17 protein-coding genes are annotated in these 12,760 nt (G+C 74.6%); 5 read left to right on the top strand and 12 right to left on the bottom strand.

Features of this window, described 5'->3' with window-relative positions:
* Together ACN27B_RS03450 and ACN27B_RS03445 are read right to left on the bottom strand one after the other, a co-directional pair.
* Complete coding sequence (locus ACN27B_RS03450; RefSeq protein ID WP_099163931.1) at positions 1 to 393, bottom strand: VOC family protein; 393 nt, start codon at positions 391 to 393, stop codon at positions 1 to 3.
* A gap of 11 nt (positions 394 to 404) precedes the next feature.
* Positions 405 to 1,064 carry an alpha/beta hydrolase gene (locus ACN27B_RS03445; protein ID WP_422743464.1) on the bottom strand — a complete coding sequence of 220 codons (660 nt, stop codon included), beginning with the start codon at positions 1,062 to 1,064 and terminating at the stop codon, positions 405 to 407.
* A 99-nt stretch (positions 1,065 to 1,163) separates the two neighbouring features.
* On the opposite strand from ACN27B_RS03445, the gene ACN27B_RS03440 reads away from it, so the two are divergent.
* Positions 1,164 to 1,916, top strand: coding sequence for a lysophospholipid acyltransferase family protein (locus ACN27B_RS03440; RefSeq protein ID WP_091571575.1), 753 nt, complete (start codon positions 1,164 to 1,166; stop codon positions 1,914 to 1,916).
* Positions 1,917 to 1,991: 75 nt separating this feature from the next.
* On the opposite strand, the gene ACN27B_RS03435 is transcribed toward ACN27B_RS03440, so the two are convergent.
* The 5 genes from ACN27B_RS03435 to ACN27B_RS03415 all read right to left on the bottom strand — a co-directional run bounded on the left by ACN27B_RS03435 (position 1,992) and on the right by ACN27B_RS03415 (position 6,787).
* Positions 1,992 to 2,735 carry a hypothetical protein gene (locus ACN27B_RS03435; protein ID WP_422743462.1) on the bottom strand — a complete coding sequence of 248 codons (744 nt, stop codon included), beginning with the start codon at positions 2,733 to 2,735 and terminating at the stop codon, positions 1,992 to 1,994.
* A gap of 74 nt (positions 2,736 to 2,809) precedes the next feature.
* Positions 2,810 to 3,526, bottom strand: a complete 717-nt coding sequence (locus ACN27B_RS03430; protein ID WP_099163935.1) for a response regulator — start codon at positions 3,524 to 3,526, stop codon at positions 2,810 to 2,812.
* The gene (locus ACN27B_RS03425; protein WP_396821915.1) at positions 3,496 to 4,698 is read right to left on the bottom strand and encodes a hypothetical protein; all 1,203 of its coding nucleotides are present in this window, start codon (positions 4,696 to 4,698) and stop codon (positions 3,496 to 3,498) included. Before ACN27B_RS03425 ends, ACN27B_RS03430 begins: the two co-directional genes overlap by 31 nt.
* On the bottom strand, positions 4,688 to 5,860 hold the full coding sequence (locus ACN27B_RS03420; RefSeq protein WP_422743459.1) for a sensor histidine kinase: 1,173 nt from the start codon (positions 5,858 to 5,860) through the stop codon (positions 4,688 to 4,690). The genes ACN27B_RS03425 and ACN27B_RS03420 overlap by 11 nt, the downstream gene beginning before the upstream one ends.
* Before the next feature lie 126 nt (positions 5,861 to 5,986).
* Positions 5,987 to 6,787 (bottom strand): class I SAM-dependent methyltransferase, encoded by an 801-nt coding sequence (locus ACN27B_RS03415; RefSeq protein WP_422743457.1) that lies wholly within the window; start codon positions 6,785 to 6,787, stop codon positions 5,987 to 5,989.
* Positions 6,788 to 6,860: 73 nt separating this feature from the next.
* Between ACN27B_RS03415 and ACN27B_RS03410 the strand changes: the two genes are divergently transcribed.
* Complete coding sequence (locus tag ACN27B_RS03410; RefSeq protein ID WP_099163938.1) at positions 6,861 to 7,301, top strand: hypothetical protein; 441 nt, start codon at positions 6,861 to 6,863, stop codon at positions 7,299 to 7,301.
* Here the strand turns inward: ACN27B_RS03410 and ACN27B_RS03405 are convergent.
* Complete coding sequence (locus tag ACN27B_RS03405; RefSeq protein ID WP_422743455.1) at positions 7,267 to 8,118, bottom strand: alpha/beta fold hydrolase; 852 nt, start codon at positions 8,116 to 8,118, stop codon at positions 7,267 to 7,269. The two genes, ACN27B_RS03410 and ACN27B_RS03405, sit on opposite strands and share 35 nt — an antisense overlap.
* Positions 8,119 to 8,241: 123 nt before the next feature.
* On the opposite strand from ACN27B_RS03405, the gene ACN27B_RS03400 reads away from it, so the two are divergent.
* Positions 8,242 to 8,718 (top strand): GNAT family N-acetyltransferase, encoded by a 477-nt coding sequence (locus ACN27B_RS03400; RefSeq protein ID WP_422745831.1) that lies wholly within the window; start codon positions 8,242 to 8,244, stop codon positions 8,716 to 8,718.
* A gap of 21 nt (positions 8,719 to 8,739) precedes the next feature.
* The gene (locus ACN27B_RS03395) at positions 8,740 to 9,300 is read left to right on the top strand and encodes a hypothetical protein (protein ID WP_099163940.1); all 561 of its coding nucleotides are present in this window, start codon (positions 8,740 to 8,742) and stop codon (positions 9,298 to 9,300) included.
* Positions 9,301 to 9,343: 43 nt separating this feature from the next.
* Here the strand turns inward: ACN27B_RS03395 and ACN27B_RS03390 are convergent, their stop codons facing one another.
* A complete protein-coding gene (locus ACN27B_RS03390) occupies positions 9,344 to 9,781 on the bottom strand; it encodes a hypothetical protein (protein WP_099163941.1) in 438 nt (145 codons plus the stop codon).
* Between the two features lie 115 nt (positions 9,782 to 9,896).
* On the opposite strand from ACN27B_RS03390, the gene ACN27B_RS03385 reads away from it, so the two are divergent.
* Entirely contained in the window at positions 9,897 to 11,117 is a 1,221-nt protein-coding gene (locus ACN27B_RS03385) for a Clp protease N-terminal domain-containing protein (RefSeq protein ID WP_422743453.1), read from the top strand.
* Positions 11,118 to 11,137: 20 nt separating this feature from the next.
* Here ACN27B_RS03385 and ACN27B_RS03380 read toward each other — a convergent pair whose 3' ends face one another.
* The 3 genes from ACN27B_RS03380 to ACN27B_RS03370 form a co-directional block, all read right to left on the bottom strand.
* Positions 11,138 to 11,617, bottom strand: coding sequence for a hypothetical protein (locus tag ACN27B_RS03380; RefSeq protein WP_099163943.1), 480 nt, complete (start codon positions 11,615 to 11,617; stop codon positions 11,138 to 11,140).
* A gap of 169 nt (positions 11,618 to 11,786) precedes the next feature.
* Positions 11,787 to 12,041, bottom strand: coding sequence for a hypothetical protein (locus ACN27B_RS03375; protein WP_157779177.1), 255 nt, complete (start codon positions 12,039 to 12,041; stop codon positions 11,787 to 11,789).
* 3 nt (positions 12,042 to 12,044) lie between these two features.
* Positions 12,045 to 12,740, bottom strand: coding sequence for an HAD family hydrolase (locus ACN27B_RS03370; protein WP_099164937.1), 696 nt, complete (start codon positions 12,738 to 12,740; stop codon positions 12,045 to 12,047).
* Positions 12,741 to 12,760: the final 20 nt, after the last annotated feature.

Here is a 12,760-nt window from a genome sequence, read left to right as displayed (position 1 = left end):
TCAGTGCCCGGCGGGCGGCGAGGCGGCGTGTGCCTCGTTCGGGGGCAGCAGGCAGAACTCGTTGCCCTCCGGGTCGGCCAGCACGGTCCAGCGGGGCAGCTCGCGCACCACCGTCGCGCCGGCCTCCAGCACGGCGGCCCGCTCCTCCGCGTCGCCGACCAGGTCCAGGTGGATCCGGCCGGGCGCGGGCAGCTCGGCGGCGGGACTGATCCACAGGTCGGGCCGCCGCCCGTGCGGGTCGCGCAGGAGCACCGCCTCGCTCGGGGCGAGCGTACGCTCGGCGAGCTTCGCCCGGTCCGCCTCGACCACGGGCAGCCCGCTGACCGCGCTCCAGAACGGGGCGAGCAGGTAGGGGTCCCGGCAGTGGATGACGATCGCGGCGAGGTCGGGCATGCCTGTAGAACCTAGTCGGCCGGGACCTCCGGCAGGACGCTGTCCAGGAACGCGGCGGCGACGGCGCGCAGGTCGGGCCGGGCCAGGTCGAGCGCGTGGCCGCCGTGGGTGAGCCACAGGTGCGTCGGGTGGCCGGCGGCGAGCAGCCGGGCGGCCAGCCCGACCGCCTGGGCGGCCGGCACCGGAACGTCGTCGCGCCCCTGCACCAGCAGCACCGGCACGCCCGAGCCGAGGTGGGTGGCGACCGTCGCGTCCGTGGTGGCCGGATCGCCGGGGGCCGGCGGGTGGCCCAGCAGGTCGGTCCACGGGTCGTCGCCGGGGGGACGGTGGCGCCGCTGCTCCGGGTCGAGCGGGTCCACCGGAGCCCAGTACGCCAGCGCGCCCGCCACGTCGCCCGGCCGGTCCACCCCGCGCAACGCGACCTGGAGGGCGAGCATCCCACCGGCCGAGTCGCCGCCGACCAGCAGCGGCAGGTCACCGGCCGAGGCCCGGGCCGCCCGCGCGGCGGCACGGACGTCGTCGAGCTGCGCCGGCCAGTGGGCCTGGTGCGAGAAGCGGTAGCCCGCCGGCACCACCCGCAGCCCGAGCGACGTGAGCGCGGCACCGTCCTCGTGGTCCCGGGCCCGCCAGCCCCCGCCGTGGATCCAGAGCAGCACGCCGCGTTCGGTCATCAGGCCATCGTGGCGGTGGCCGGGCCGGTAAACCACCCCGGTCTGCGCAGGGCAGAGCGGCCCTACGGTCGCGTAACCTACCCGGGGTAAAGTTACCGGATGCCGGAGCTCGTGTACCCGCCCGTGATCACCGCCGCCAAGACGATGTTCCGCGCCCTCGACCTGCGCCTGGACGTGCAGGGCAGCGATCATGTGCCGCGCACCGGTGGCGCCGTGCTGGCGTCCAACCACGTGAGCTACCTCGACTTCATCTTCTGCGGCTACGGCGCGCACGAGTCCCGCCGGCTGGTCCGGTTCATGGCCAAGGACAGCGTCTTCCGGCACCGGATCTCCGGGCCGCTGATGCGCGGCATGAAGCACATCCCGGTCAACCGCGCCGCCGGCGCCGGGTCCTACGCCGCCGCGGTCGGCGCGTTGCGCCGGGGCGAGGTGGTCGGCGTCTTCCCGGAGGCGACGATCAGCCGCTCCCTCACCGTGAAGGACCTGAAGAACGGCGCCGCCCGGATGGCGCAGGAGGCCGGCGTGCCGCTGCTGCCGGTCGCGCTCTGGGGCACCCAGCGGTTGTGGACCAAGGGCCGGCCGCGCACGCTGACCCGCCGGCACACCCCGATCACCATCCTGGTGGGGGAGCCGATGGACCCGGCCGCCTACCCGGACGGCACCGCCATGACGGCCGACCTGCGTACCCGCCTGTCGGCGCTGGTCGACCGCGCCCAGCGGGAATACCCGGACCAGCCGGCCGGCCCGGACGACGCGTGGTGGCAGCCGGCGCATCTGGGCGGCAGCGCGCCCACGCCGGAGCAGGCCGCCGAACTGGACCGGTCGGACCGCCGCTCCCGCAGCACCTCCTGACCCTCCGCGTCCACGTCCCCACCGCCCAGGACGGGCGGGCGGGGACGACCGGACGGCGGTCGACGGGGAGAGGCGTCAGCAGGCGGAGCCGGGCTGGTCGCGGACCGGGAAGTCGGTCACCGGCCAGGCGGGCGTGTCCACCGCCAGCGGGCGGTAGTAGTCGTCCCGGGACAGGAACTCCACCGGCAGCGAGCCCGGCAACGTCACCGCGCCCAGCGCCGGACCGGGGGACGCGGCCACCCGGGTGGCGAGGGCGTCGCGTTCCGGCGGGGACAGGTCCACCAGGTCCGGGTGGGCCAGCCGGAACCCGGCCACCGACCGGCGTACCTGCCGGGCCAGCGCGGTGACCAGGTCGACGGGGCCGCTGAGCGCGAGCGCCGGCTGCCGGATGGTGCGCAGCGCGTCGCAGACCACGCGCAGCTCCGCGGTGTCGTCGCCGACCTCGGCCAGTTCCAGTCGGGACGGCCACTGCCAGCGGATCTGACCGCTGACCAGACGGGACAGCCGGACGGTACGCCGGTGCCGGGCGTCCGTCCGGCTGTCCCGCCCGGAGACCAGGGACAGCTCCGAGCCGGTGCAGACGTACGCCAGCCGCCGGTCGGTCACCGTGACGGACGCCGGGGCGGGCATCGCCCAGCAGCGCACGTCCTCGGACGGGCCGAGCAGGTGACCGGCGACCGGCAGCCGGTGCTGGCCGAGCAGCCGCTCGCCCGGCTCGGGCACCAGCGCGTAGCGCCGGTCGAGCACGGGACGGGTGGGGTCGTCGTCGGCGTCGAACCGGTGTGGCCCGATGAAGAAGGGTGCGGCGTCCTCCGGCACGGTACGACCTCCCGGTGACGGTTGGCGATACTGACGAGCCTCGCGGATTCCTGGGGTGATTGTCATGACAGCCGTTAGGGGGTCGGCCGGTCGGCCGACGCCTGCGACCGGTAGATGCCGATATCTTCCGGTCGGACGAGGCCGTCCTCGATCGCCCGGGCGAGGAGCGCCGCCTTGGTGGCGGCCGGACGCCCCGCCCGGGTGTACTTGATGCGCGCCCGGTCGACGTACTGCTTCACGGTGTGCTCGCTGATCTGCATCCGCCGGGCCACCGACGCCTTCGACATCGACTGGAACCACAGCAGCAGCGCCTCGCGCTCCTTGTCCGACAGGGACGGACGGTCCGGACGCGCGTCGCCGACCATCGCCCCGGCCAGCGCCGGCGGCACGTACGGGCGGTCGCTCGCCGCGGCGAGCACCGTGGCCACGCAGTGCTCGCGCCCCTCGTGCTTGGCCAGGAACGCGATCGCCCCCGCGTCCAGCGCGGCCAGCATGGTCTGCGGGTCGGTGTGCTCGGAGTAGACCACCACCCGCCGCCCGGCCGCGCTCAACTCGGCCAGCTTGTCGAGCACCATCCGACCGTGCAGGCGCAGGTCGAGCAGCACCACCTCGGCGTCCGGCGCCGCCCGCAGCACCGCGTCCGGGTCGTCTCCGGTGGCCAGCACCCGCAGCCGTGGCTCCGTGGCCAGCCAGGCGCGCACCCCGTCGATGACGACGGGATGGTCGTCCACGATCGCCACCCCGATCGCCCGTCCCGCGTTCACATCCGCCGCCAGCGGGTCTGCGTCCATCTGATCTCCCCGTCCCGCTCGTGCAGATGCTCCACCGACCCGTCCCCGCCCGGTGGGGCGACGCCGTCGTCCGGGCCGTCGTGGTCCGGTGTCACCAGGCTGACCACCACCTCGTCCGGGCCGGCGACCACGGTCAGCCGAGCCCAGCCCCGGGCGCCGGCGAGTGCCGCCGTCAGCGGGTCGGCCAGGCCCCGGCGCACCTCGACCGGCAGCGCCGGCGGGGTGCCGACCGCGACCAGCTCGATCGGCAGGCCGTTCCGCTCGGCCAGGTCGGCGGCGGCGCGCAACTCGTGCAGCAGCGGGTCGGGCACGTCGTCCGACTCGGCGATCAACCGGCGCAGCCGGGCCGCGGCCAGCACCGCGCGGCGGCGTACCGCCGGGTCGGCCGGATCGGCGTCCCCGGCGGCCAAGGCGGCCAGCACCTCCTCGGCCGTGCCGCTGACCAGCGCGAGCCGTTCCTGCCGTTCGCTGCGGGCCCGCTCGGCGGCCTCGCGCTCCGCGGCCACGGCCAGCACCGCCGCGGCGGTGCCGGCCCGGTCCCGGACCAGGGCGGTCAGCGCCGCCGCGCCCGCGAAGACCGCCACCGGCAGGGTGGAGGTGCCGTAGACGTACATCGCGTAGCGGCTCAGGTCGGCCGGCGCGGTCGCCCCGTGGAGCACGACGGCGGCCAGCGCGATCGTCGCGTGCGCGGCGAGCAGCGCGAGCAGCCAGCGCACCGGCCGCCGCCAGAGCACCAGCAGGAAGAACCACGCCAGGCCGCCCCACACCCAGTTGGCGGAGGTGAACAGGAACCGCCCGCCGGCCGCCGCGAACACCGCCGCGTCGACCACCAGCAGCACCGCGGCCAGTCGCCCGGCCGGGGGCAGGCCGCCACGCAGCAGGCGTACGCCGGTCGCGACGCCGACCAACGCGGTCACCAGCCAACCGGCGGCCACCACCGCCGGGGCGGCCATCCCGGGACCGGCCGCCAGCACCGCCGGCAGCCCGATCGCCAGATGCCAGGCGAGCGCGATGACGACCGCGACGACCCGGGCGCCCCGGTCCGACGCGTCCGCCACCGCGTGCGCCTCCGGCGGGGCGGAGGCGGTCCCGGAGCGCGCCGCCAGCCGGGGCCGGGGCAGGGTACGCGGCGCGGCGCCGGTGGTCACCGCCGTACCCGCCTCAGTCGCCATTCGACCACTCCAACCGGACTCCGGTGCCGGCGCCAGGGGCGGAGGTCACGACCGCCCGGCCGTCCACGGTGGCCATCCGACCGTGGATCGACTCGCGCAGCCCGTACCGGTGCGCCGGGACGGTCGTCGGGTCGAAGCCGGGACCGTCGTCGACCACCTCGACCACGACGGCGCGCCCCTCGCGGGCCAGGCGCAGCGTGGTGGTCGCGCCGGGCGCGTGCCGCGCGACGTTGGCCAACGCGGCGGCGGCGCTGTCCGCGAGCGCCGCGGCGACCTCGGCCGGCACCCGGCACGGCGCCAGCGTCGCGGCCACGGACAGCTCGGGCAACCCGGCCAGGACCGCGCGGAGCCGCTCGTCCAGGTCCACGTCGCCGGTCGCGGTCCGCGCGCCGGCCAGCGCGGTGAGGGTACGCAGGTCCGCCGCGCACCGCTCGCGCAACGCCGCCGAGCTGCCGGGAACCGCGCCGAGCCCGACCATGGTGAGCGTCCCCAGGACGGTGTCGTGCAGGTCCCGGTGGTGCCGCCGTTCGGCCTCGCGCGCGGCACGGGCCACCACCGCCTCGTGGGAGAGGCGCTGGTAGTCCGCGAACGCCGCGTCGGCCCGCCCGATCCGCCGGCGCATCACCGCCGTCATCACCGCCGTGCAGCCGGTCTGCACCAGCAGCGTGCCGGTGTGCGCCCGCGCCTCGACCGGGTTCCCGGCCACCGTGGCCCCGGTGGCGTAGGCGGCGGTCACCAGCAGGCCGGCCGGCACCGACCAGCGGGCCGGGGCGGTGGCCTGCGCGTTGATGACCGTGGTGCTGGCCAGCACCGCGACCCAGCTCGCCTCGCCCGGGAGCACCTCCGGGGCGACCAGCCAGGGCAGGGCGAGCACGGCGGCGGTGGTCAGCGCCACGTCACCGGCGACCAGCGCGCCGCCGATGCCGTGCCGCAGCGCGCGGAAGGCGTACCAGCCGGACCAGGCGGTGAGCAACGCGACGGCGGGCAGCAGCAGCGCCACCCGCACCGGCGGTGTTCGCACGGACAGCGCGACGACCGCGCCGACCAGGCCGCAGGTGAGTCGCAGCAACGCGGGCAGCGTGGTGAAGATCAGGGTGAACGCGCCGCCCGCCGGACGGTCCAGGGGCGACCGGGACAGGGGCGTGGCGGCAGCGACCGGCATCGGGGAGGTGTCCTTCCGGCAGCGACCCGGCCGGGTCCGCACGGCATAGATTGACGCCGGAGAATAACATACCTTTTCGGAATTGGTCACCCTCGGTACGCGGTGCGTCGCTGTCGTACCCCCGGATCAGGCGCGTGCGACCGCGAGCAGGTGCGCGCTGGCCCCGAGCACCGACCAGTCCCGCTCGAACGTCTCGGCGCAGGCCACCGCGTCCTCGAACAACCGCTCGGACGGGGCGGTGTCGAGCGCGTTCAGCAGCGGCCAGAGCGGACCCTCCACCCCGTACACGGTCGGGTCGGGCAACCCGGCCGCGGTGAACTCGCCGACCAGCTCGTCCGGCCGATGGAAGTACGCGGTGGTGAAGCCCGTGCGCGGGTCGTTCACCCCGGTCGCGTACTCCTCCCGCAGCAGCCAGCGGTTCTCGTCGTCCACCAGGCCCCGCGCGGTCAGGTCGATCAGGGCCGCGTTGCGGCTGATCACGGCCGCCACCACCGGCCCACCCGGCCGGGTCAGCCGCGCCGCCTCCCGCAACGCCGTCACCCGGTCCGCCCGGTCGGGCAGGTGGTAGAGCGGGCCCAGCAGCAGCGTCGCGTCGGCCACCGCGTCCGGCAGCGGCACCGCCCGGGCGTCCCCGACCGTGGCCGTGACCAGCGGAAACGCGGCCCGCACGGCGGCTACGTGCGCGGGCACCAGGTCGACCAGGTGCACCCGGTGACCGGCGGCGGCGAGCGGGCCCGCGTAGGCCCCCGGCCCGCCGCCGATGTCCAGCACGTCGGCGGGCGGGGCGGGCAGCAGCCGGGCCAGCAGGTCACGGGTGCGCCGACCCTCCAGCCGCCCCTGCGGCGACCGGTCGAGCCGGTCCGCCTCGACGAAGACGTCGGTGTAGTAGGTGCGGATGTCCGGCTCGGGTGGACGGTGTGCGGGCATCCGTCGATGGTCGCCGAGAAGCGGACGACCGGCATCCGGTTTACCGGTTGACCGGGCTCCCTACCCTGCCCACATGGCGTACGAGCCGGCCATGGTGCCACCGAAGAAGTCCAAGCGGACGCTGTTCATCGTGCTGGGTGTGGTGCTCGCCCTCTGCTGCTCGGGCGGCGTCGTGGGTGGCTTCGTCCTCTACCGGGTGGTGCAGGACGCCACCGGTCCGGCCCGCGCCACAGTGGACACCTTCGCCGGCGCGGTCGTCGCCCGCGACTATCCGGCCGCCTACGAGCTGTTCTGCGCCGACGTGCGCGACCGGCTCGGCGAGGCGGACTTCGTCCGGCAGCAGTCCGCCCAGCCGGAGCTGACCGGTTACGAGATCGTCGGGTTGAACGTCACGAACAACAACGGCCGGGTACGCGGCTCGGCGAACGTCCGCTTCACCCCGCGCGAGGGTGTCGCCATCACCCAGGTCCTCCCGCTGGTCAAGGAAGACGGGGACTGGCGGATCTGCGACTGAGCCACGCCAGCGCCGGCTCGGCGTGCCGCAGCACGGAGATGTGCCCGTCCCCGGGGAAGGTGCGCAGCTCGGCGGCGGGGCAACGGTCGGCCAGCCACCGCGCGTGCGCCACCGGCGCGATGCCGTCCCGCTCGCCGTGCACCAGCAGCACCGGCGCGGTGACGGCGGCCGGGTCGAAGCCCCACGGCCGCACATATGCCAGGTCGTCGGCGATCGACCCGTCGGGGCCGGCCGCCACCGCCGGGCCGACCACACCGTCGAACCAGGACCACTCGGCGTGCAGCGCGGCCAGGTCGGCCTCGGTGAACTCCGGGTCGTACTCGACGTCGGACGCCTCGTGCGCCTCCTTGGCCGCCCGCCCGGCAGCGGCGGCGCGCAGTGCGGCCACCCCGGACGGCACCATGCCGGCGAACCAGTCCAGCCCGGCCGCGCCGTAGGGCGCGAGCCCGGCGCCGACCACCACCGCGACCACCCGGTCGGCCAGCAACGCGCCGCAGGCCAGGGCGTGCGGGCCGCCGCCGGAGTGGCCCATCGCCGCGAACCGGTCGAGACCCAGCGCGTCGGCCACCGCCGCCACGTCGCCCGCCACCGAGGCGACGTCGCGGTCGGGCAGCGGGGTCGAGCCGCCGTAACCCGGGCGGTCGTGCGACACCCAGCGCAGGCCGAGGCGGTCGGCGGCGGCGAACAGCGGCGCGGGCGGGGCGCCGACGTTCGGCGTGCCGTGGTGCCAGAACACCGGCAGCCGGTCCGCCCCGCCCGTGTCGTAGACGTGCAGGGTGCGGCCGTCGGGCAGGCGGAGATCGGTCTCGGTCACCATGCGGGGAGCGTACGGGCGGCGGGCGACACTTCCGGCCGCTATGGTCGGCGCGTGACCGGGACGGGCAGGGCCGACGGCGTGCCGGCGGTGCGGCTGCGGCCGGTCGCCGAGGAGGATCTGGCGATGTTCCGCCGGTTCGCCACCGAACCCGGCCTGATCGGCCTGGACTGGGCCGGCTTCACCGACCCGCAGGCCCCGGCCCGGCGCTTCGCCCTCGACGGCTGGCTGGGCACGGAGAACAGCCGGCTGATGGTCGAGGTGACCGACGAGCCGACGGCGGCCGGCTTCGTCGGCTGGGGCCGGCGCGACTTCGGCGGCCCCACCTGGTGCTGGGAGATCGGCATCGCGTTGCTGCCCGAGTGGCGGGGCCGAGGGATCGGCTCGCGGGCGCAGGCGATGCTCTGCGACTACCTGTTCACGCACACGCCGGTGCAGCGGATCCAGGCCGGCACCCACCCGGAGAACACAGCCGAGCAGCGGGCGCTGGTGCGGGCCGGCTTTCGGTTGGAGGGCGTGGTGCGGGCGTGCGAGTTCCGGGACGGCCGCTGGTGCGACGGCCTGCTCTACAGCCGACTCCGCACCGACCCGCCCCCCGCCTGACGCTGGCGCACACTCCGCGACATGGTCACCGACATCCGAGGGGACGGGCAGACCCGAATGCCGATCCGAGTTCGTCGTCGAGCCACACTCCTCGCCGTACTGTCGCTCGGGCTTGTTCTGCTCTGCGGTGCCTGTCTGCACCCGCCGCGCCCCGACTACGACCTGGGCTTCGCGCGCATCGGCGACCGAACCGTCGTCCACGCGCCGATCTGCCCCGGGGACACGGTCGACGGGGTGGAGTTCCACCGGCTGCCCGACAAGGACAAGGGCGGTGACTTCGTGCTGCTCTGGGAGGCCTGGAAACCGACCGACGAAGACACACGCTCCGGCCTGATCGTCCTCGGCGCGGGGTTCGGCAACGTCCGGCAGGCGCCGCCGGCCCGGTTCGACAGGCGGTTGTCGGTGACGATCGTGACGACCGACGGCCGGACGTACTCCGATGCGCTCGAACTGCCGGAGGAGATGATCGCGTATCCGGCCGGCACGCCCGTCACCGAGATGTCGTTCGAGACCCAACACGGTCGGGTCAGCTACGACGCGTTGCGGGCGCACTTCAGGTCCGAGTACCGACGGTGCCAATGAGGCCGCCCGTCGAGACTGCTTCCCGTCGGCCGCCCCGAAGGTGTCAGTCCGGCGGTGGGGCGAAGGGACGGCGTCGAGGTTGCCGCAGCTCCCACTCGGCTGGACACAGGTAGGCCCAGGCACCCGACGTCACCGAGCTCATCTCGGGCAGCGCGGAGCCCCACCGTGGCGAGCGATCTCCGACGTGCTGCTCGTAGCGCTGGTAGACAGCCTGAAAGTGGTACCGAGCATCCGTTCGCCACAGGGCGTACGGCTGGTCGCGCATCCAGTCGCACGCCGTCTCGCCCTCGGCGACCAGATCGGCGGCGGGCGGCAGCACCGGTACGGGGTTGTCGCTCCCCGGATCGCCGTACCGCTGGAGATAGGCGAGGTAACCGTCCTCGTCCCTGGGGTGGGCGAGGTGGACGCCGAGGACGGTGGCCGGCGCCACCAACGCGCCGGCCAGCGCGACACCGAGCGCGATCCGTAGCCGCTTGCGCATACCGCAGAGGTTAGGCCGAGGACGCCCGATCCTGATCGGACGAACGGCGGTGGCGTCGTCGACACGCGCCGCCTACCGTTTGACGAGCGCGACTTCGTCCGAACGGGGAGGACCGATGCCGCCGTACGAGGAACAGCGACCGTTCGTCGCGTTCGGGGACCGGCCCATGACGGTCATGCGGCAGGCCTACGCGGTGGCGGTGCGCAACGGTTCGAGCAGCGTCGGCACCCTCGACCTGCTGTGCCGCGTGGCCCCGTACCAGAGGTCGGTCCCGCCGTGGCTGTTCGCGGGCGCCAACGGCGCCAACCTCATGCGGATCGTCGCCGACCCGCGCCGCCTCCCGGCCGGGCGGTCCGTCGGCGAGCTGGTGACGCAGCCCGTCGGCGAGTTCGACGCCGAGGTGCGGGCCGCGCTGCGCGAGGTCGAGTGGAGCGTCCACCGCCGTCCGAACAGGCGCGGCAGGGCCGACCCGACGGCTCCGCGGCACCGTCCGACCTGGACCAACGGTGCCCGGGGCGCGTTGACCGGCGCCCTGCGGGCGGCGCGCGACGGCCGGACCCCGTTCGCCAACCTGTCCCACCTCGTGCTCGGCATCCTGGAACTGCCCACCTGCGACGGAACCCGCTACGTCTTTCCGTACGAACACGCCCGCACCGAGGCCGTCGACCGGTTGCGCGCCGACCCGGCCATGCGCCGGGCCGACGACCCCCATCCGGACCTCGACGTGGAGAGGCTCGCGGTGTCGCCGGGTGCCGGGTCGCTGGGCGCCCGACTCGCGGGAAGGTTGTTCGCCCGCATGTCCCGACTGAGCCGCCTCGGCCCCGTCCTGGCCGGAGTCGACGGCGAGGCGAGGCGGCAGGCGGTCCGACTGGGCCACGGCGTGATCGGGCCGCCGCACATGCTGCTCGCACTTCTCACCCACGACGACACGCTCGCCGCGGCCCGGATCCCGCTGACCGCCGAACACGCCAGCCGTAACCGGGGAGCGGTCGTCCTCCGTGCCCACGGCGTCGACGCCGACCGCCTGCGCGACCTGGCCTCGCGGCGTGGCGCTCCCGAGGAGCCGCCCGCCGAGGCGCTCACCGAGCAACTGGGCAGTCTGCGCCCCGGCGACCCGTTCACCGGCGCCGACGTCACCGCCGCGATGGCACGGGCGATGGAGATGTCCCTCGCCCACCGTCACCCCGACACCGGCACCAGTCACCTTCTGCTGGCGTTGGTCGAGGACGACGCCGGCGAGGCCGCCGCGATCCTGCGCGAACTCGGCGTCGACCCGGAGTCGGTGCGCGCGCGGGTCGAACAGGACCTCCGTGCCGCACCGACCGCCTGGGCGTGACCGGAGTCGTCGGGCATGGCTCAGAGGCAGATCCAGCAGTAGATGTACTCCCCGTTCCCGCGCGCTCGCCGGGCCAGCCCGACGAACTCCCGCAGACGCGACAGCATGACCTCCGGCCGCGTGTCGCTGTAGTACGACAGCTCCTCGACGCGCGACCACCGCTCGGCCAGGCCCGGCAGGCGGTCGTCGGGGATCTCGGCGAGCGCGTCCCGGGCGCGTTCGCCCAGCACGACGACCCAGGGTCCCTCGTACTCGCGGTCCTGCGCGACGCCCTCCGGCCAGACGAGCCGATCCCCGACCAGGTCGGTGGACCACGGCACGTCGAGGGCGAACGCGACGACCTTGCCGAGGACGACGGCTGGATCGATCGCCGTGCCGTCCACGGCATCCGCGACGGGGGAGTTTCCCGCCCGCACCACGGGACCGCCGTCGGTGGCGGCCATCAGCTTCGCGACGGCCTCGTCGTCGGGAGCGCGGAAATAGTCGTACAGAACACCCACAGGAGCCTCCGGTCGGACGTGGTGCCGCCGCCGGCGGGCGACCGGGAGAACATATCCGAACGGCTGTACGGGGGCCGTCGCCCGCGCAGGGTGTCTGCCGGCGCCCGGGAGTCTCGGCCCCAGCGCCGTCGGCTTTCGCGCGGTACGCCCCGGCGTCCGTCGCCGCGCCTCAGCGGCACAGATCGCCGGGGTAGGCGTCCAGCTGGCCGTTCTTCCGCCTCACCACGAGGTGATACTGCGGCGTGCGGTGCTCAGGTAGCCCGAAGTCCTCGACCCAGATCGTCTCTCCGGCCCGGACCAGGACCGGGCGCTCGGGCACGAAGTTGCGCCACTCGGTGAGCAGCGTCAAGCGGTCCGCCTGCTCGGGCCCTGTCCGGTAGGGCCTGTTCACGCGGGGCCCCGGGTATCGGTTCTTCTTGCCCATGTCTCACCGCCCTCGCTCGCACGCTCGGTCGGCCGCCGTGTCGGGCACGCCAACGCCTCGCAGTACCTCGACAGCGGCCACTACGCCCGTGACGGTGCGGTCGGGCGGGGTGAGTTCCGCCGGCCATTCCTTCCCTCGGCTGACCCAGATGGTGGCGAGCCCTGCCGCGCGGCCACCCTCGACATCAAGTACAGGGCTGTCACCGATCGCCCAGCCCCCGCCCCGCAGATCGAGGCCGCACCCACGGGCCGCCGCCTCGAAGATCTCGCGTGCTGGCTTCCGGATGCCCAACTCTCCGGACACTGCCCAGGCATCGACGCATCGGTCCAGCCCGGTACGCCTGATTTTCCCCAGCTGATTGTCGGCCTGACCGTTGGTCACGATCGCGACCGTCCAGCCGTCGTCGCGCAGTAGCGTCAGCGACGCCAGCACCTCGTGGTGGCAGCTCACCAGCTCCGGTATCCGGCGTCGGTACTGCCTCCATGTCTCATCCACCGAAGCTGCCAGGCCGAAACGCTTCGTCACCTCGCCGAAGAACCAGTCGCGGGGCACGGACCCGTCCTGATCCATAGCGATCAGCCAGGCCAATGCGTCGTCCGGAAGTCCGCGATCGGCGCAGAACTCGACCGCCCAGCGCCGGAATGCCTCCGAACGGTCCACGAGCGTGTTGTCGAGATCGAAGAGCGCCAACCGCTGCATGGTCAACAACCGTACCGAGC

The sequence above is a fragment of the Micromonospora sp. WMMD754 genome (genome assembly GCF_049315235.1).
Classification (GTDB): domain Bacteria; phylum Actinomycetota; class Actinomycetes; order Mycobacteriales; family Micromonosporaceae; genus Micromonospora; species Micromonospora sediminicola.
The sequence above is the reverse complement of the archived record's forward strand: the minus strand, read 5'-3'. Positions and strand labels throughout refer to the sequence as shown.